Annotated in this window: 18 protein-coding genes; 9 read left to right on the top strand and 9 right to left on the bottom strand. The window is 60.6% G+C overall.

Annotated features, from left to right (window positions below; genetic code table 11):
- Positions 1-10: 10 nt before the first annotated feature.
- On the bottom strand, positions 11-3,220 hold the full coding sequence (locus GOQ28_RS16980; RefSeq protein ID WP_160357292.1) for an efflux RND transporter permease subunit: 3,210 nt from the start codon (positions 3,218-3,220) through the stop codon (positions 11-13).
- A gap of 9 nt (positions 3,221-3,229) precedes the next feature.
- Positions 3,230-4,429, bottom strand: a complete 1,200-nt coding sequence (locus GOQ28_RS16985; RefSeq protein ID WP_160357293.1) for an efflux RND transporter periplasmic adaptor subunit — start codon at positions 4,427-4,429, stop codon at positions 3,230-3,232.
- 206 nt (positions 4,430-4,635) lie between these two features.
- On the opposite strand from GOQ28_RS16985, the gene GOQ28_RS16990 reads away from it, so the two are divergent.
- Positions 4,636-5,565 carry a LysR family transcriptional regulator gene (locus GOQ28_RS16990; protein WP_236844398.1) on the top strand — a complete coding sequence of 310 codons (930 nt, stop codon included), beginning with the start codon at positions 4,636-4,638 and terminating at the stop codon, positions 5,563-5,565.
- A gap of 41 nt (positions 5,566-5,606) precedes the next feature.
- On the opposite strand, the gene GOQ28_RS16995 is transcribed toward GOQ28_RS16990, so the two are convergent.
- The gene (locus GOQ28_RS16995; protein WP_160349527.1) at positions 5,607-6,338 is read right to left on the bottom strand and encodes a pseudouridine synthase; all 732 of its coding nucleotides are present in this window, start codon (positions 6,336-6,338) and stop codon (positions 5,607-5,609) included.
- A gap of 198 nt (positions 6,339-6,536) precedes the next feature.
- Between GOQ28_RS16995 and GOQ28_RS17000 the strand changes: the two genes are divergently transcribed.
- On the top strand, positions 6,537-7,097 hold the full coding sequence (locus tag GOQ28_RS17000; protein ID WP_160349528.1) for a chorismate--pyruvate lyase family protein: 561 nt from the start codon (positions 6,537-6,539) through the stop codon (positions 7,095-7,097).
- A 52-nt stretch (positions 7,098-7,149) separates the two neighbouring features.
- On the opposite strand, the gene GOQ28_RS17005 is transcribed toward GOQ28_RS17000, so the two are convergent.
- A complete protein-coding gene (locus GOQ28_RS17005) occupies positions 7,150-7,686 on the bottom strand; it encodes a YaeQ family protein (RefSeq protein ID WP_160357294.1) in 537 nt (178 codons plus the stop codon).
- Between the two features lie 242 nt (positions 7,687-7,928).
- Between GOQ28_RS17005 and GOQ28_RS17010 the strand changes: the two genes are divergently transcribed.
- The 3 genes from GOQ28_RS17010 (at position 7,929) to GOQ28_RS17020 (ending at position 11,147) form a co-directional block, all read left to right on the top strand.
- Positions 7,929-8,867, top strand: a complete 939-nt coding sequence (locus GOQ28_RS17010) for a hydroxymethylglutaryl-CoA lyase (RefSeq protein WP_160349530.1) — start codon at positions 7,929-7,931, stop codon at positions 8,865-8,867.
- Between the two features lie 55 nt (positions 8,868-8,922).
- Positions 8,923-10,101 carry a CaiB/BaiF CoA transferase family protein gene (locus GOQ28_RS17015; RefSeq protein ID WP_160349531.1) on the top strand — a complete coding sequence of 393 codons (1,179 nt, stop codon included), beginning with the start codon at positions 8,923-8,925 and terminating at the stop codon, positions 10,099-10,101.
- Between the two features lie 80 nt (positions 10,102-10,181).
- Positions 10,182-11,147, top strand: coding sequence for a Bug family tripartite tricarboxylate transporter substrate binding protein (locus GOQ28_RS17020; RefSeq protein ID WP_160349532.1), 966 nt, complete (start codon positions 10,182-10,184; stop codon positions 11,145-11,147).
- Between the two features lie 25 nt (positions 11,148-11,172).
- Here GOQ28_RS17020 and GOQ28_RS17025 read toward each other — a convergent pair whose 3' ends face one another.
- The 3 genes from GOQ28_RS17025 to GOQ28_RS17035 form a co-directional block, all read right to left on the bottom strand.
- Entirely contained in the window at positions 11,173-11,538 is a 366-nt protein-coding gene (locus GOQ28_RS17025; protein ID WP_160349533.1) for a hypothetical protein, read from the bottom strand.
- 172 nt (positions 11,539-11,710) lie between these two features.
- A complete protein-coding gene (locus GOQ28_RS17030; protein ID WP_160349534.1) occupies positions 11,711-12,976 on the bottom strand; it encodes an AI-2E family transporter in 1,266 nt (421 codons plus the stop codon).
- 69 nt (positions 12,977-13,045) lie between these two features.
- Positions 13,046-13,738, bottom strand: coding sequence for a DUF3053 family protein (locus GOQ28_RS17035; RefSeq protein WP_160357295.1), 693 nt, complete (start codon positions 13,736-13,738; stop codon positions 13,046-13,048).
- A gap of 104 nt (positions 13,739-13,842) precedes the next feature.
- On the opposite strand from GOQ28_RS17035, the gene GOQ28_RS17040 reads away from it, so the two are divergent.
- From GOQ28_RS17040 to GOQ28_RS17050, 3 genes are all read left to right on the top strand, one after another.
- A complete protein-coding gene (locus GOQ28_RS17040; RefSeq protein ID WP_160349536.1) occupies positions 13,843-14,226 on the top strand; it encodes a hypothetical protein in 384 nt (127 codons plus the stop codon).
- A 381-nt stretch (positions 14,227-14,607) separates the two neighbouring features.
- Positions 14,608-14,892, top strand: a complete 285-nt coding sequence (locus GOQ28_RS17045) for a hypothetical protein (RefSeq protein ID WP_160349537.1) — start codon at positions 14,608-14,610, stop codon at positions 14,890-14,892.
- 145 nt (positions 14,893-15,037) lie between these two features.
- Positions 15,038-15,730: a cytochrome b/b6 domain-containing protein gene (locus GOQ28_RS17050; RefSeq protein WP_160357296.1), complete on the top strand. Its 693-nt coding sequence runs from the start codon at positions 15,038-15,040 to the stop codon at positions 15,728-15,730.
- A gap of 63 nt (positions 15,731-15,793) precedes the next feature.
- Here GOQ28_RS17050 and GOQ28_RS17055 read toward each other — a convergent pair whose 3' ends face one another.
- Positions 15,794-16,252, bottom strand: a complete 459-nt coding sequence (locus tag GOQ28_RS17055; protein WP_160357297.1) for a c-type cytochrome — start codon at positions 16,250-16,252, stop codon at positions 15,794-15,796.
- A gap of 83 nt (positions 16,253-16,335) precedes the next feature.
- Positions 16,336-17,712 carry an adenylosuccinate lyase gene (purB, locus tag GOQ28_RS17060; RefSeq protein ID WP_160357298.1) on the bottom strand — a complete coding sequence of 459 codons (1,377 nt, stop codon included), beginning with the start codon at positions 17,710-17,712 and terminating at the stop codon, positions 16,336-16,338.
- Positions 17,713-17,869: 157 nt separating this feature from the next.
- Here purB and GOQ28_RS17065 point away from each other — a divergent pair, with 157 nt between their 5' ends.
- On the top strand, positions 17,870-18,481 hold the full coding sequence (locus GOQ28_RS17065) for a glutathione S-transferase N-terminal domain-containing protein (protein ID WP_160357299.1): 612 nt from the start codon (positions 17,870-17,872) through the stop codon (positions 18,479-18,481).
- Positions 18,482-18,650 lie beyond the last annotated feature (169 nt).

The raw sequence follows: 18,650 nt of genomic DNA on the forward strand, positions 1-18,650 counted from the left end.
GATGTCATTCTCACGATTGCCCCCCAGTATGACCGGGCAGCGGTGCGGGATGGGTGCCAGTGTGACTGCCGCCATCCTGGTCGTCATCGTCTTCCTCGGCCAGTCGCTCGCTCAGACGCTTGATCTTGAACGCACGCAACATCACCACAAAGAACGCGGGCACAAAGAAGATCGCCAGGAACGTACCGGCCAACACGCCGCCGATCACGCCCGTACCAATCGCATGCTGGCTGCCCGAGCCCGCGCCGTTAGAAATGGCCAGCGGCACGACGCCCAGAATAAACGCCAACGAAGTCATCAAGATAGGACGCAAACGTTGGCGCGCCGCATGCACCGCCGCTTCGATCAGGCTGGCGCCGGCCTCATAGTGGGCCTTGGCGAATTCGACGATCAGAATCGCGTTCTTCGCCGTCAGGCCGACGGTGGTCAGCAGACCCACCTGAAAGTACACGTCATTGGACAAGCCCCGCACCATCGTCGCCGCCAGCACGCCCACCACGCCCAACGGCACGGCCAGCATGACCGAGGTCGGAATCGCCCAACTCTCGTACAAAGCCGCCAGACACAAGAACACCACCAGCAGCGAGATCGCATACAAGGCAGGCGCCTGCGACCCGGACAAGCGTTCTTCGAACGACAACCCGGTCCACTGATACCCCACCCCGGTCGGCATGGTGGCAGCGATCCGTTCCATTTCTGCCATGGCATCGCCAGAGCTATAACCCGGCGCGGGACTGCCCTGGATGTTGAACGATGCCACGCCGTTAAAGCGATCCAGACGCGGCGGACCATAGATCCACTCGGCCGACGAGAAGGCGGAAAACGGCACCATCTCGCCACTGCTATTGCGCACATACCACTTGTTCAGATCCTCGGGCAGCATGCGCGAGTCGGGTTGACCCTGCACATACACCCGCTTGACGCGACCCCGGTCGAGAAAGTCGTTGACGTAGGAACTGCCCCAAGCCGTCGACAGCGTGCTGTTGATGTCAGCGATCGCCACGCCCAGCGCACGGGCCTTTTCCCGGTCGATATTCAACTGGTACTGCGGCTGATCGACCATGCCGTTCAAGCGCGTACCGACCAGGATAGGACTCTTGGCGGCCTCGGCCAGGAACTGGTCCCGCGCTTCGGCGAGCTTTTCATGCCCCAGACCGGCTCGGTCCATCAGCTGAAAATCAAAGCCCGAGGCGTTGCCCAGCTCCATCACCGCGGGCGGCGCGAACGCGGCGACGCGCGCATCGTGCAAGTTCGTGGCGAAAAAGGCGTTCGCGCGTTGTGCCAGCGCCGCGACCTTCTGATCGGCGTTGGGCCGGTCCGCCCAGTCGCGCAGCTTGATGAACATGATGGCCGAGTTCTGACCACGTCCGCCAAAGCTAAAACCATGCACCGCAAACACCGATGCCACGACATCTTTCTCATCCTCGAGCAGATACCGGGTCGCCTCACGCACCGTCGCACTGGTGCGTTCCGCTGTCGCCCCCGTGGGCGCCTGCACTTGGACAAACAGGATGCCCTGGTCTTCGTCGGGCAGAAAGGACGTCGGAATCTGCGTGAAGAGAAAGCCCATCCCCAGCACGAGCAGCGCGTAAATCACCATCAGGCGTTTCGTGCGTCCCAAGCCACGCGCGACCGAGTTGGCGTAGCGACGGTTAGAGCTCTCGAACATCCGGTTAAACCAACCGAAGAACCCTGTCTTGGCACCATGATGGCCCTTTGGAATCCGCTTGAGCATGGTCGCGCACAAGGCCGGCGTAAAGACGATCGCCACCAACACCGACAGCGTCATCGCCGCCACGATAGTGATGGAAAACTGTCGATAGATCACGCCCGTCGATCCGCCAAAAAACGCCATCGGCACAAACACCGCGGACAGCACCAGGCCAATACCTACCAGCGCACCGGTAATCTGCTCCATGGACTTGCGGGTGGCCTGTTTGGGCGACAACCCCTCCTCCGCCATTACGCGCTCGACGTTCTCCACCACCACGATCGCATCATCCACCAGCAGACCGATCGCCAGCACCATGGCGAACATGGTGAGCGTGTTGATGGTGTAGCCGAACGCCGCCAGCACCGCGAACGTGCCCAGCAGCACCACCGGCACGGCCAGCGTGGGAATCAGCGTGGCGCGGAAGTTCTGCAGGAACAGATACATCACGAGGAACACCAGAATGATGGCCTCGATCAGCGTATGAATCACGCTCTCGATCGACAGGGATACGAAGGGCGAGGTGTCATAGGGATAGACGACCTCCATCCCCGGCGGGAAGTAAGGCTTCAGCCCTTCGATGGTCTTGCGCACGGCCTCGACGGTATCCAGCGCGTTCGCGCCGGGCGCGAGCTTGATGCCCAGGCCCGTGGCGGGTGTGCCGTTATAGAAGCTGTCGATCGCGTAGTTCTGCGCACCCAGCGACACGGTCGCCACATCGCGCAGTCGCACTTGCGATCCGTTCGGGTTGACCTTGAGCAGGATATCGCCGAACTCTTCGGCCGTCTGCAAACGCGTTGGCCCGATGATGGTCGCATTCAATTGCTGCCCACGCACCGAAGGCAAGCCACCCAAGGCGCCAGAGGACACCTGCACGTTCTGCTCTTCGATCGCGCGCACCACATCGTTGGTGGTGAGCTGGAAGTTCAACAGCTTGGCCGGATCCAGCCAGATCCGCATCGCGTACTGCGATCCAAATAGCTGAAAATCGCCCACGCCTTGCGTGCGGCTGATCGGGTCCTGCACGTTGGCGGCCACATAGTTGGCCAAGTCTTCCTTGGCCATGCTGCCGTCGGTCGAGATAAAGCCAGCAAAGATCAGAAAGTTCTTGGTCGCCTTGGTGACGCGGATACCTTGCTGCTGCACTTCGCGCGGCAACAACGGTTGCGCCACCGCCAACTTGTTCTGCACCTGCACCTGAGCCGTATCCGGATCAGTGCCCTGCTTGAACGTCAGCGTCACGCTCATGCTGCCGTCGGAGTTACTTTCCGACGTCATATAGCTCAGGTTATCGATGCCGTTCATCTGCTGCTCGATCACCTGAACCACGCTGTCTTGCACGGTCTGGGCGGACGCACCCGGGTAGTTCACCTGAATGCTGATCGCGGGCGGCGCGATATTCGGATACTGCGCCACCGGAAGCGCCAGGATCGACAGCACGCCCGCCAACATCAGAACGATGGCGATGACCCAGGCAAAGACCGGCCGGTCAATAAAAAACTTGGCCATGCGGGCTCCTTACTTGGTCGCGCCAGCGGACGGCGCGGCATCGGCCGCCGCGGCATTCGCGCCCTGGGGCTCGAAGGGCTTGGCCACCACTTCCACCCCGGGTCTCACGCTTTGCAGACCTTCGACGATGACGCGATCGCCCGCCTGCAGGCCCTCGGTAACCAACCACTGATCGCCGATGGCGCGGTCAGTCTTGAGCGTGCGCAATTCAACCTTGTCCTCGGCATTGACGACGAGCGCGGTGGCTTGGCCGCGCTGATTACGCGTCACGCCGCGCTGCGGCACGAGCAGGCCTTCGGGCGCGACGCCCTCCAGGATGCGAGCACGCACGAACATGCCCGGCAACAGCTTGTGGTCGGGATTCGGGAACACCGCGCGCAGCGTTACCGAGTCGGTGCCTTCATCTACGGTGACTTCAGAGAACTCGAGTTTTCCTTCCAGGCTGTAGGGTTGGCCATTGGCCAACACCAATGACACTCGCGCCGAATCCTTGCTCATATCACGCTGCAATAAGCCACTCTCGATCGCATCGCGCAGGCGCAGCAGTTCGACGCTGGACTGTGTGACATCAACATAAACGGGATCGATCTGCTGAATAAAAGCCAACGGCTCGGCTTGATTGGCCGTCACCAGCGCCCCCTCCGTCACAGACGAACGCCCGATAATGCCGTCGATGGGCGACAGGACTTGGGTGTAGACCAGGTTGATCTGTGCGGTCTCCAGGGCCGCCTTCGCAGCCGCTACATCGGCCGCGGCTTGATCGCGGGCCGCCACGGCATCGTCATAGGCCTGCCGGCTGACTGCGCGCGTCTCGGTCAAGGGCTTATAGCGTTGCACGAGCAGCGTGGCCGTCTTCAACTGCGCCTGCGCGCGCGCCAGTGCGGCTTTCTGGCTGTTGTAGCTGGCTTGATATAACGCGGGGTCGATCTGATAAAGCGCCTGTTCGGCCTTCACCTGGCCGCCCTCGGTAAAAAGCCGCTTCTTGATGATACCGCTGACCTGCGGGCGAACCTCGGCCACGCGGTAGGGCGAAGCGCGGCCAGGCAGCTCCGTCGTCAGCACCACTGGCTGTGTGCGCAGCGTCACGACACTGACTTGCGGCTTGCCCGCAGGCGGTGGCGCAGCCTTCTCGCCACATGCCGACAGTACCAGCGTCGTCACAGCGAGAGTCAACAAAGCGGCGCCGCGCCGCAATCCAGAGCAATTCATACGATCCTTTCCGAGCTTTTTTACCGGCCACCTTGCGAGGGGGCCCGCCACTATCCGTGCGTGATCCAGACGGACGCAGTGCAATATGTTGCACTGCGCAACGCGCTATTTTGCTTTATGCCAATTCAGAAACAAAGTAGGGACACGGCAAAACATCATCCCATATATGGAATAATCAACGATTCTTCACAACGACTAACCCACCGATGAAACGCCTGCAAGGGATGGAGCTCTTTGTCGAGGTGGCAAAAACCTGCAATTTCGGGCGCGCCGCTGACAATCTGGGCATCCCACGATCCACCTTGTCCCGACAGGTGGCAGAGCTGGAGCGTTCGCTAGGACTGCAGCTGCTGAGCCGCACCACGCGTAAAGTCGAGCTGACTGAAGCCGGCAAGCTGTATTTCGAACGCTGCCAGCGCATCGTCGCCGAAGCCCAGGTGGCGCACGAAGAGCTACAGAATCTCGTACAGACGCCGTCGGGCCCCTTGCGCGTCAATATGCCCGCGGATTTCGGCACCGACTTTTTGGCAGAAGCGTTTCTCGAATTCGCCGAGCATTATCCCGAGGTCACGTTTTACCTGGACCTCGCCAGTCCCGAACATGCGGGACGCGTATTCCAGACCTGCGATATTTCCATCGAGATCGGCGCCCTGCCCGATTCCACGCAAATCGCACGCATGTTGGGGCGTCTGTCGGCGCATCTGTATGCCTCGCCCGAATACCTGGCGCGTCATGGCGTGCCTAAGCACCCCAGCGACTTGCAACACCATGAGTGTATCGAATTTCGCGCCGACAACGGTCGCGTCACCCGCTGGCCGCTATCGCGCGGGGATGAGTATATCGAGATCACCCCGGGCAAGCGCTTTTCCGTCAACAGCATGGCGATGGTGCGCAGCCTGGCCTCGTTGGGCGCGGGAATCGCGATACTGGGCCCGGCGCGCAGCGTTTTGCAGGACGTCGCCGAGCAGCGCCTGCAACGGGTCTTGCCGGAATGGAGCGCCGGGCCTTTCCCCGTCCACGCAGTGACCGATACGCGTCTGCTACCCGCCAAGACCCGAATATTCATCGAGTTTCTGATCGAACGACTGCGCGATGGACGCTTGGTCTATCAGGAGACGGCCGATTTATCGCTGTAGGACGCCGGGCCGCACAGCGCCGCGCATCTGCGGTCACGTCATCAGAACTGTTCATCTGGGCGCAGATAGCGCCATTGGCCAAGCGGCAAATCGCCCAGCCTCACGCGGCCGATGCGCACGCGCTTGAGACCCACCACGCGCAATCCGACCAGTTCGCACATACGGCGAATCTGGCGTTTTTTTCCTTCGCGGAGAATGAAGCAAAGCTGGTCTTCGTTCTGCCACCGGACTTTTGCGGGACGCAGGGGCTTGCCATCGAGCGACAGACCATGATTGAGCAGCGCCAGACCGCCCTCGCTAAGGCGTCCTTGCACACGTACCAGATATTCCTTATCGACATCGGAGTCCTCGCCGATGAGCTGCCGCGCGATACGTCCGTCCTGCGTCAGCACCAAGAGGCCTTGCGAATCGATATCCAGCCGGCCGGCCACGGCCAGCCCTTGCAAATGACTGCGCGAGAAACGCAGCGGCGAGCGGTCGCGCGCATCTCGCGTGCGCGCGTCGATAAGCGCCGCCGCCGGGGTATAGCCTTTTTCGGCCTGGCCGGATACATAGCCCACGGGCTTATTGATCAGAATCGTCACGCGCGAGGTTTGCTGAGCCTTGGCCGCACGATCCAGCGTGATGACCTGATCCGGGAAAGCGCGCGCGCCGAGTTCGGATACCACGACGCCATCGACCTTTACCCAACCACGTTCGATGTAGCTGTCGGCCTCGCGACGCGAGCACAGGCCGCGTTCGGCCATCAATTTCGAGATTCTGACTTTTTCCATATGCCTGGTTGGTTGCGCCGGCGGCTCACGGTGTATCTGTGCGGGCCGACTAGCCGCTATTTTAGGCCCAGGCGGCAAGGCGCCCCGGAACCCACCGCGCAAGCGCACTGTCACGTCCGCCGGGCGCAGCGCTTGCGACACGTCCATCCGAACCTCCATCGCCCTCGTCCACTGCCCAGTCTTGGCATAATTAAGGGTATGACACAGACTCTTCCTCTCGCAGCGGGCTGGCACGGCCGCGTGCCGCCATCCTTATCACCGGCACACAAGTATTGGTTAATGCGCCCGGGCGCCTTGACGGCGGGCTTGCGGCAACTGGGCAAGATGGATCTGCGCGTGTTGCGCGAATACGCCGATGGTGCGCCGCTAGACGAGGCCCGGGCGATGGGCCTGGCGGTCAACACGCCGGTATGGATACGCGAAATCCTGATGTCGGTCGACGGCGTGGACAGTGTCGTGGCGCGCAGCCTCACGCCGCTCACCGCGTCGCATGGGGTTTGGCAAGGCATGCGTCGGCTGCTCACGCGTCCATTGGCCGACATGCTTTATCACGATCGTTCGATTGTGCGGTCGCCCTTCGTGTGCCGGAGGCTGGCTTCGCCCGTACCCTTTTACGCGACGGCGCGTTCGGTGCAAACTGACGCCGATCTGCGCGCATTATGGGCTCGTCGTTCGGTATTCTGGCGCTATGGACAACCGCTACTGGTCGCGGAATGTTTTCTACCCGAATTCTGGGACCTGGCCACGCAGCAATGCTGAAATGATCTAGCGATCTTCATGCCATGTCCGGCTTCGCAGCGGCGCGGCGGATTTAGCGCCAGACCTCTGGCACGACCGTGACTTCGCCCTTCACGCTGGAGACAAAGGCTTCGCCGTCTTGCACGTTGATGTTGACGACCATGGTGCGTTCCGCCAGCGCGGCCATCTCGCGCGTTTGCGCCGATGGCAAATGCACCACGCGCAGATTGCGCGCGCGTTCGAGTTTGTTGCGCACGCCTTCCCACCAGACAGAGCTGGCATGGCCGCCATAGCAGTACACCACCACCTGCTGCGCGCGGCCGCAAGCCTTGAGGATACGACGCTCGTCCGGCTGGCCGACTTCGATCCAAAGATCAATAGCGCCCGTCAGGTCTTTTAGCCAGACGTCGGGTTCATCCGTTTCGCTCAGTCCCTTGGTGAACGCCAGGCCATCTTGCGCGTGCAGGCCGAAGGCGAGCAATCGCACCATCATTCGTTCGTCGGTCTCCGAGGGATGACGCGCGATCGTCAGCGCGTGGCTGTCGTAATAGTGCCGATCCGTATCCGCGATATTCAGGTCGGCTTTGTAAATCGTCGCGCGCAGGGCCATGGCAGAGTCGACGGCATGACCGTCTTTAAAAAAGCGCTAATCATACCCGCTAGCTCCTAAGTGCTATGGCAGCCGCGGCGACATGGCGCGCTCACGGCCCAGGCGCCCCGCGAGCCATCGCGTTTCGCGATGGCCGGTTGACGATTCACGAATTGCCTCTTCGCGCTGCTTCTCCGAACATATGCGGCTAAAACCAGACATCAGGCCCAGCCAATCCGCCTGACCACTCGGAGACAGACATCGTGACCCTCCCCGACAAGGTTGACATCGTGGAAGTGGGGCTACGCGACGGGCTGCAGAGCGAGCCCGAGTTCGTGCCTACTGAAACCAAGGTCGAAATGCTCAACGCGCTCATCGATGCCGGCGTCCGGCATTTTGAGGCGACCTCGTTCGTATCGCCCCGCGCCGTGCCACAGCTGCGCGATGCCCAGGAGGTGCTCGCGGGCGTCCACAAACGACCCGGCGTCGTGCTGGCGGCGCTCGCGCCTAACCGCAAAGGCGTCGAGCGCGCGCTGCAGTCGCAAGCGGACGAGGTGGTAGTGTTTGTGTCGGCTTCGCAGACTCACAACCAAAAGAACCTGAACCGCCCCATCGAAAAGTCGCTGCAAGATATCGAAGAAATCGCCGAATTATTAGGCGATCAGCCGATGAAACGTAAAGGCGCAATCGCCGTCGCTTTCGGCTGCCCATTTGAGGGCGACGTGGATCTCGCCACGCTGAAGACGATTTTCCGCCAGTTTCATCGTTTGGGTTTCGATGGCGTGACGCTTGGTGACACCACCGGCATGGCCACCCCCGCATTGGTTCGCCGCACCGTCGAAGCGCTGCGGGCCGAAGCGCCGGACATGAACATCTCGCTGCACTTTCACAATACGCGAGGCATCGGACTGGTGAATGTGGTCGAAGGACTACGAGCAGGCATTACCTCGTATGAATCATCCCTAGGCGGACTGGGCGGCTGTCCCTTCGCGCCGGGAGCGACCGGCAATATCTGCACCGAAGATCTCGTCTATCTGTTAGACGAGATGGGCATTGATAGCGGGATCGATCTGCGCGCGCTGATCGACGTGGCGCAGCGGCTCGAACGTGTCATCGGCCGCAAGCTGCCCGGTCAGCTCATGAAGGCCGGGCCACGGCTACGGCTCTACGATGTCGAGGCGGTGGTATCGGCCGTGGGTTAGAAGCAAGACGCGCGCTAGATTCAATCTTTACGCTTTACGGAAAAGAAATACGCATATGCCGCTGACTGGAATCCGGGTACTCGACCTCACGCGCATTATTTCGGGGCCCTACTGCAGCTCGATCCTCGCTGACATGGGCGCCGAAGTCATTAAGATCGAACCGCCCGGCGAGGGCGATCCCGTGCGTCATCAGGGTGTCATCCGCAATGGCTTGAGCTGGTACTTCGCCAACTACAACCGCAACAAGCAATCTGTCACGCTAGATCTGTATAGCCAGGAAGGCAAAGATATTCTGCGTGCCCTGATCCCAAGCTGTGATGTGATCGTCGAAAATTACCGGCCGGGCATCATGGACAAGATGGGCTTTGGCGAGGCCGAACTAAAGGCTTTAAAACCCGACATCATTCACTGCAGCATCAATGGGTTCGGCACCTCCGGTCCCTATCGCGACCGGCCATCGTTCGACTTCATTGCCCAGGCCATGAGCGGATTCATGAGCCTCAATGGCGTAGAGGACGACCCGCCATTACGCGCAGGCCCGCCCATCAGCGATTTGGTGGCGGGCATGAATGGCGCGATTGGTATTCTGGCAGCGTTGTTGCGGCGCGAGCGCACGGGTAGGGGCGAGGCCATCAGCGTCAGCTTGCTCAGCAGCATGGTCGCCCTATTGAGCTTTCACGCCTCCAATTACTTTGCCGATGGCAAGATTCCAGCGCGCACGGGCAACGATCATGGCATCGTCGCTCCGTACGGCCTGTTCGCGACGGCTGACGGGCAGGTCGCCATCGCGCCGTCGAACGACACGATGTATTACAAGCTGCTGGACGCCCTCGATCTGCGGCACCTCCGGGAGGACCCCGCGTTTCGCACCAATGCGGATCGGATGCGCAACCGCGAAGCCATCAAGACCGTCGTCGAATCGCGCACCCGGGAAAACACCAGCCAGTATTGGATAGACCGGCTCAATGCCTTTGGCGTACCCTGCGGACAGGTGAAAAACATGCAGGAGGTCTTTGACGACCCGCAGGTTGTCGATCAGGAAATGATGATCTCGGTGCCTCACGAGAACGGCGACGAGGTGCGTATGCTCGGATTTCCCGTCAAATTCGATCAGGCCCCGTGCCGCATCAGTCGCCCGACGCCCGCATTAGGTGCCGATACTGACGCGGTATTGACATCATTAGGGTTATCTACCCAAGAGATCGAGTCGCTGCGCCAAGCCAAAAAGATTTAAGCCGGGCGTAGTATTACGCCATCATGAAACAACGCTGACACCGCATGATCAGCGCGAAAAACATCTAGGAGACAGACATCATGTTACGTCGCACCTTCCTCGCAAGCTGCTGCATGGCCTTGGCGCTACCCGCCTTCGCCCAAAACAACTATCCCGAGCAGCCCATCCGTATCATCGTGCCATTCACGCCGGGCGGCGGCACTGATTTTCTGTCGCGCACGGTGGCGGCGAAGCTCTCGGAATCGGCCAAATGGAATGTGGTGGCGGAAAACCGCGCGGGCGCGGGTGGCACGGTGGGCATTTCCGCTGCCGCGCGCGGGCGACCCGATGGCTACGAACTGGTCATGGGTCAAACCGACAACCTCGCCGTCGCGCCGTCGCTCTACAGCAAGTTGAGCTACGACCCGATCAATGATTTCCAGCCAATCGGTATCGTGGGCGAAGCGCCCCTCATCGTCGTCGCCGGAAAGAACAGCCCGTATAAAACGCTGGATGATCTGATCCAGGCGGCCAAAAAGGCCCCGGGCACGATTAATTATGGATCGCCGGGCGCCGGCACGATCACGCACTTGGCCGCTGAACTCCTGCAGCAAAAAGCCGGAATCAAGTTAGTGCATGTGCCTTATAAAGGTTCAGGGCCGGCGATGACGGACTTGCTGGGCGGTCAGGTGCCGGTGATTTTCACCTCTATCCCGTCATCGGCCCCACAGATCAAATCGCAAAGCGTGATCCCGCTTGCCGTCACGTCGCCCAAGCGCAGTCCCGCTATGCCCGACGTGCCTACCGTGGCCGAATTAGGCTACCCGGATTTCGATGTGCGTGTCTGGTATGGCCTGCTCGCACCGGCCAAGACCCCACAGCCCGTGATCGAAAAGGTAAACGCCGAGTTGAATAAAATCCTGGCGCTTCCCGATATTCAGAATGCGTTGGCGGCGCAAGGCGCAACCGCCATGCCCACCACCCCACAAGAATTTGCCGCAACGATCAAGAACGATCTGGGCAAATGGAAACCCGTGATCCAAGCCGCTAATTTGAAGCTGGATTAATCCCGGGTTCCATCACGCGCCAGCCCTAGGCCGCCACCCGCAGGTGGCGCTTGCCGCGCCTGGTAGGCGTCGCCGGCGGGCTGAGCAAGCTGCTTGGCACGCCGGCCAGCTCCGCCACCTCTCCACGCTGACTCAGCTGGCCCGGCAACACCCAACTCCTTCCATCCGAGCATTCGGACTCGCGAACTTGTTGGGCCAAACGCATCGCCTCGAATTCCGCACGCTCACGCGTCGAGCACATCAGCGGTGAAAAACGGGTGAAGCTGAACGTGCGCTCGCCATCGCGCCCGATCACTTCCACACATCCTCGGTATTGCCCCGCATCCATTTCATGAACCCGTGGGCGTATCGTATAGCTCACCGGGCAAGCAAACGCTGAATGAGTGTCCATAGCCGATCTCCCTAACGATGTCCTACGCTTTCAGGGTAGATCAGGATTACTGGAGAGGCGGTGCGGTTTTGCAATGTTTGAGAACGATTACCCTCGCGTTACATTCGTCATAATTCAACACATGAGTCCGTTTGCGAGGGAAAGGCGGCTGTTCCCCCGCCGTGTGGCCCATTTACCGGCCAGCGCCCCGCTGCCCACGACCCCGCGCTCGCGAGGACACGCTTTCGGCCACTTGCGCCGCCATGCTATGGCCTGTTGTCGCCGCGCCGCGTTCCGGCTCATACACATTAACCGGTGCGGCGCTCTCCTGCAGCCCGCCAGGATTTGCTTCGCGCGGGCCACGCGATGGGTTGGGAGACAAGCGCCGACCGCGCTTGCGCTTGCTGGGTACCGTGGCGAAATCCGACGTATACAGATCCCAGCACGAGAAAAACAAGGCCGCCACCAAAGGCCCGATCACAAATCCGTTCAATCCGAACAGGCCCATGCCGCCCAACGTAGAAATCAACACCACGTAATCGGGCAGCTTGGTATCCTTGCCCACCAGCACGGGTCGCAACACGTTGTCGACCATGCCGATCACCAGCACGCCATAAAGCGCCAACGCAATGCCCTGCCATGTCGCGCCGCTGACCAAGAAATACACGGCGACCGGTCCCCAGACCAACCCCGCGCCGATCGCGGGCAGCAAGGACAAAAACGCCATCACCACGCCCCACAACACGGGACCCTGGATGCCCAGCACATAAAAGATCACACCGCCTAGTGCACCCTGAGCGGCCGCCACGGCAATATTGCCTTTAACCGTGGCCCGGATCACCGTGGTGAACTTGCGCAACAAAAGCATCTTGTGCCCGTCGTTCAAGGGAATCGCTTCTCTGACTCGCGCGGCGACAATCGAGCCATCGCGCAACAAGAAGAAAAGCAAATACAGCATCACGCCAAAACTCACGATGAACTCGGCCGTGTTCTGTCCGATGTTCACCGCCTGTGTGGCGAGAAATTGGCTTGCCTGCATGGCTCCTTCGGTAAGCCGGTCTTGCAGGCTGGATAAATCGCTCACGCCAAAGCGTGCCAGCATACTTTGCACGCTGGCAGGCATGGCATCGAGGATTTGCTGCACGTAAGAGCCGAAATTCAGGTTGCCGGACTTCACGCGCTCGTACAGATTGGCGCCCTCTTGCACCAGCGAGCCCGCGATGAAGATCACCGGCACGATGACAACGATGAGCACCACCAGCAATGAGATCGATGCCGCGACGTTACGCCGGCTGCCCAGTTTGGCGGCAATGCGCCGGTGAATGGGCGCAAATAGAATGGCCAGAATAGCGCCCCAGAATACGGCGCCGTAGAGTGGCCACAGGATCCAGGCAAAAGCGACCGAGACGGCCACCAAAAGAATAAGAAAAGGTCGGTAGTGCTGGCTAGAACCGTTCATGACGCGTGTTTCCAGGCGCGGCACCGGCCGCGGGTGCTCCATTGTACAAACGCCTGGCCATCGTCTTGGTCAATAAGATTGCAGTTCCTGCAGCCGCGCCGTCGCCGCCTCGATCGCGTCGGTATGCCCGTTGAGTTTCTCCAGAAGCTGATTAAGATCGCGCTGTACCGACGGGTCGCGCACTGCGGCGGTATCTCCGTCGGTGATCAACTGATCAGCGTGCGCTTGCAGATAATCCGCGACCGATAAAGTGTCGTTGAGCGCGGCCAATGCCACCAGGGTCATGGCTTCGAGCTCCGCCATCGAAAAGGTGACCGTTTTATTGAAGGCTGCGTCGTAAACCGCCCGCAGATCCGCGGGTTGATCCCATTCTGCTTGCGACGCCCGCGCGCGTTCAACAGCGAGGCGCAGGGACTGCAAGCCGTTGGTCAGGGCACGGCGATCGGCGCGCAAGATTTCGTGGCGCGCCTGGATCTGCGCGACCGACCCCAATCGCTCATGATCGAAGGTATTGGCCAGATGCAGTACCTGTGTCTGCGCCAGCGCTTGGAAATCGTTGAGCACTGCGTACTGTTCAGCGTACTGGCCCAATGCTTCGCGCTGGTTTTCATCGAGCTCCGGCACGCGCGCACCGGGCGCGTCCACCACTTGCGTCTGCAGCCAGGCGATAAACGCGGCGCGCTCCTCGGGCTCCTTGTTCGTACAAGCGACGAGAATCAGACTGGAAAACGCCAGCACGAGCAATCTATAGGCAATCCGCATGATGTTTGTTCTTTAATCTTTAACAAAATGGCTGATTCGCGCGGGGCAAATGGATGCATCGACCCCGGACGCGCGAGCCAGGTGCCCTACCCTACAATATGTGAATGAATTCATCCACCACACCTCAACCAACCGACTCCCGCGAAACGCCGCCATGGGGCTACACGCATCCCGATTGCAAAGGCTCGTCCGCGTTTCTATTTTTCGTCTCTGACCTTGCGCGCGTGGTCAACGAGGCACTGTCCGGCCGCGCGCTGGACAATGCCAGCATGACGGTCGCGCAAGACGCGGTCGATGCCCTGGTTCAAAAATACATCGACATCGAAGCCGCTCCCGCCGCCTTCCGCGGACAACGCATCTTGTTGAAGCTGGAACCGGCCCAAGGTGGCCGCGGCCCGCAGGTGGCGTTGCAGATGTCCCCCGAGTTGGAAGATCAGATCATCGAGGCGCAACGTCTCGCTCAGCATCAAAGCGCGTTAAAGCAGTAAATTTTACCCTGGCCCGATGGGTCAGGGCAGAAAATGCTTGCGCGATCTATCGCTTTTCGATAAAATTTAAAAACTGCTGTTCAGGCGCCCTGGGTTGGTCAGGCAATAATGCCGACCTACTACTAAAACCCATATGTAACCCGGGTAGCCCTACGCGAATACCACGTGTGTGTTTCGCACATAACGCGCTGGGCGCGTTTCACCCCTTCAGCTTGAAATTCTTCCCCGCTTTCACCCGGGGACTGCCGTAGCATCTTGTCTGTTGCTCATCCTGGGCACGATGATTGCTATAGCCGGATGGCTGTCCTTGCCTGGCTCTTTTTGAAGTCCGTTGAGGCCTGTCATCGCATTTCCATAATGACAATTCAAAATAGGATCATCATGACTCAAACCATTCGCCCCATCACCCCGTCGGATCTGCTGCCCCGCCGCGCCAAGAGCCAAATCGACCAAACGCCCATCCATATCGGCGACACCGTCGTATTGCGCCCGGCCAATGGCCCGGATATCCGCGCCACGGTGATTTACAACGCGCCCATCAACGGCACGGTCACGTATACGACAGACGTCGTTCGTTGCGGCCGCCCCGATCAGCCGGGCATGCGCATCCGCTTCCGTCACGAACATGTTCATCGCATCGAGTCGGTACGCCAGGCTGCTGCCTAATATCCTAGTGTCGCTATGGCGGGCGGCTCGCCCGCTTGGTGTTCTACCGCCCTGGTTGCACGGCGTCGAGTCGGTCGGATGACCGATTTTTTGCGCTCCAGTGGCGTGATAAAGTGGCCTCCTCTTAATTGAGTATGTCCACGTCATGCCGTCACCTCGCTCAAGCGTCCGGATCTGGGACCTTCCCACACGTCTATTCCATTGGGCATTAGCCGTCTGCGTCATCGGCGCGTACGTGAGCGTAAAGCTCGGCGGCTTATACATGGACTGGCATGTACGGTTTGGTCTTGCCACGCTCGGACTGGTGACCTTCCGTTTGATCTGGGGCTTCGTTGGGCCGCGTTACGCGCGTTTTTCCAGCTTTGTGCGCGGCCCTGCCGCGCTCGGCCGTTATCTGCGTGGCCAAGCCCCTGTCGCGGGACATACTCCGCTGGGCGCCCTCTCGGTGATCGCCATGCTGGCCATCATTGCGTTTCAGGCCGTCAGCGGTCTTTTTGTGAGCGACGACATCCTGACCCAAGGCCCGCTCCATGGACGCGCTCCCGAAGCACTGGCATCGTGGTTCGCGTCTTGGCACCATCGTAATGAATGGATCATCGTGGGTCTGGTGGCGCTGCACCTCTGCGCCATACTCTGGTACGTCTGCGTGAGGCGCAAACGCCTGGTGCGTCCAATGATCACCGGGGATGCCCAAGCCACCGACCTGCCGCCTGGCACGCCGCCCTCACAAGACGGGCTCATGCTGTGGTTGCGCGCACTCGTGGTTGCGGCCCTCGCCACGGCACTCGTGCTGTGGATCCAGTCATTGGAATTGGTGGCGGACTTTAGCTTTTCTTAACCCGCGCCCCAAATCAATAATGATGAAAAACCCCGTGACGTTCTCACGGGGTTTTTTCATCTGTTATTTCTTCGCCCGGTAGCTGTCGTGGCAGGACTTACAGCTCGCGCCGACGTTACCAAACGCGGCGCGCACTTTATCCAGATCGCCGGAGTCGGCGGCTGTCTGGAGCTTGGCGATGTTTTCCTTGAAGGCATCGCGTTTTTGCGCAAAGCCGGATGCGTCGGACCAGACCTCGGGCCGCGCGTCTCCGCCTTCCGTGCCGGGCCCGAAGGCGGCCCACGGCAGCTCGGATAGCGTGCTCAGAAGCTTCACGTTGTTTTTGATCGCCTCGGCGTCATAGGGTGCCTGCCCCTTGACCACCGGCTGCATGCGGCCAAAATGCGATGCAATCAGCGTCAGCGCCGCTTGCCGATACTTCACCGCATCGGCCGGCTTGGCGAACTGGGCCGCAGCCGGAGCCGTCCACGAGGACAAGGCAAACGTACAAGCCGCAAGGGCCAGCGCAGAAAACGACTTCATGGAAACCTCCGGAAAAAAGAGGGCCGACATACGCCGGCCCAGATCATTCATGCCCTGACGGCAGCAGTGACTATACCGCGCGACTAGACTTCGCGCGCGAGTTTCGCGGCCAGGCCAATGTAGGAACGCGGCGTCATCTCCAACAGGCGCGCACGGGCGTCATCAGGCAATTCCAGACCGCTGATGAATTCGCGCAACGCCGATTCAGTAATGCCCTTGCCACGCGTGAGCGCCTTGAGCTGCTCGTACGGTTGCGGCAGGCCATAACGGCGCATGACCGTTTGCACGGGCTCGGCCAGGACTTCCCAGCAGGCGTCGATATCGGCGTCGATGGCAGCGGCGTTGACTTCCAGTTTGCCCAGACCACGCAGGCAGGAATCCCAAGCCACCAGGCTATAGCCGAAGCCCACGCCCAGGTTACGCAACACCGTCGAATCGGTCAGGTCACGCTGCCAGCGCGAAACGGGCAACTTCTCCGAGAGGTGACGCAGCACGGCGTTGGCCAGGCCCAGGTTGCCTTCGGAGTTTTCGAAGTCGATCGGGTTGACCTTGTGCGGCATGGTCGACGAACCGACCTCGCCTTCTTTCAGGCGCTGTTTGAAATAACCCAGCGACACATAGCCCCAGATGTCACGGTCCAGATCCAGGATGATGACGTTGGCGCGAGCCACGGCATCGAACAGCGCCGCCATCCAGTCGTGCGGCTCGATCTGGATGGTGTGACGGTTCTGGGTCAGGCCCAGGCCGTTCAACACGCGGGCGCTAAAGGCCGGCCAGTCGATTTCCGGGTAAGCGGACAGGTGGGCGTTGTAGTTGCCGGTCGCGCCATTGAGCTTGGCCAGGGGCTCGACAGCCTCGATGGCGGCGATGGCGCGTTGCAGACGGGCGGCCACGTTGGCGAATTCCTTGCCCAGCGTGGTGGGGCTGGCCGGCTGGCCGTGGGTGCGCGACAGCAGCGGCTGGTCGGCCTGTTGCTGCGCCATCTCGTTGAGCTTGTCGGCGATCTCGCGCAGGCGCGGCACGATGACATCGGCGCGGGCGCGCTTGAGCATCAAGGCGTGCGAGGTATTGTTGATGTCCTCGGACGTGCAGGCAAAGTGGATGAATTCCGCGGCGCGGGCGAGTTCTTCGTCACCGGCGACCTTTTCTTTCAGCCAGTACTCGACCGCCTTGACGTCATGGTTCGTCGTGCGCTCGATATCTTTGATACGCGCGGCGTCAGCCTCGGAGAAATCGCTCACCAACTGGGCAAGACGGTCACGGGCGCCTTGCGAAAAGCTAGGCAGTTCGGGCAGGCCGGCGTCGGACAAGGCGACCAGCCAGGCGACTTCCACCTCGACGCGGTGCGCCATGAAGCCGGCTTCGGACAACAGGCCGCGCAGCGCGTCGCCGCGCGATGCATAGCGGCCGTCCAGCGGCGAAAGAGCGTTAAGATGACTGATCTGGTCGGCGATATGCATGGCGTTGTGAAAAAAAGTAAAAGTGGTGCAACCCGCGATTTTATCATTGAGGGCGCACAGGTCCGCCCGAAAAGGATGCCGGTAAGCCCGCTTTGCAGTAGAGTTAGGTCTGTGCCTGCTATACTTCGGCCGCTTTCCGACTTCGCCTGTGGCTCCCATGAAACTGATCGGTTCTCTCACTAGCCCTTACGTTCGCAAAGTACGGGTCGTCATGGCCGAGAAAAAGCTGGACTACCAGCTTGAAATCGAAAATGTATGGTCACCCGACTCGCAGATCCAGACGTTCAATCCGTTGGGTAAGGTCCCGTGCCTGGCCATGGAAGATGGCGGCACGCTGTTTGATTCCCGCGTGATCGTGGAATACCTGGACACGCTTTCCCCGGTGGCGCGCTTGATCCCGCCCTCGGGCCGCGAGCGTGCGGCGGTCAAGTGCTGGGAAGCCATCGCCGACGGTTTGCTGGACGCGTGCGTATTGATCGTGCGCGAAAACATGCGCCCCGAGGCCCAGCGCAGCCAGGACTGGATCGATCGTCAATACGGCAAGATCGATGCGGCGCTGCACGCCATGGAAGAAAGCCTGGGCGAACAACCCTATTGCATGGGAATCAACTACGGGCTCGCCGATATCGCCGTGGGCTGTGCGTTGGGCTATCTGGACCTGCGCTTCCCGCACCTGAACTGGCGTGATTCGCACCCCAATCTGACGCGCCATTACGAAAAAGTGTCGGCCCGTCAGTCGTTCATCGACAGCGCACCACCCGCTGTATAAATCGAAGGCCCCAGGTTTTATCCCCCCGATCCACCGGCCGGGCATAAAAAAACTGCAAGCAGCGAGACATCGCCGGCTTGCAGTTTTTTTATGGGCTTTCACTCCCGGCTCATACAGCCTGGCGCATCCGATCAGAGATCAAACACGCCGGGCTCCGGCGGCTAGGAGC

This window comes from Bordetella sp. 02P26C-1 (assembly GCF_009763255.1).
Taxonomy (GTDB): Bacteria; Pseudomonadota; Gammaproteobacteria; order Burkholderiales; family Burkholderiaceae_B; genus Bordetella_A.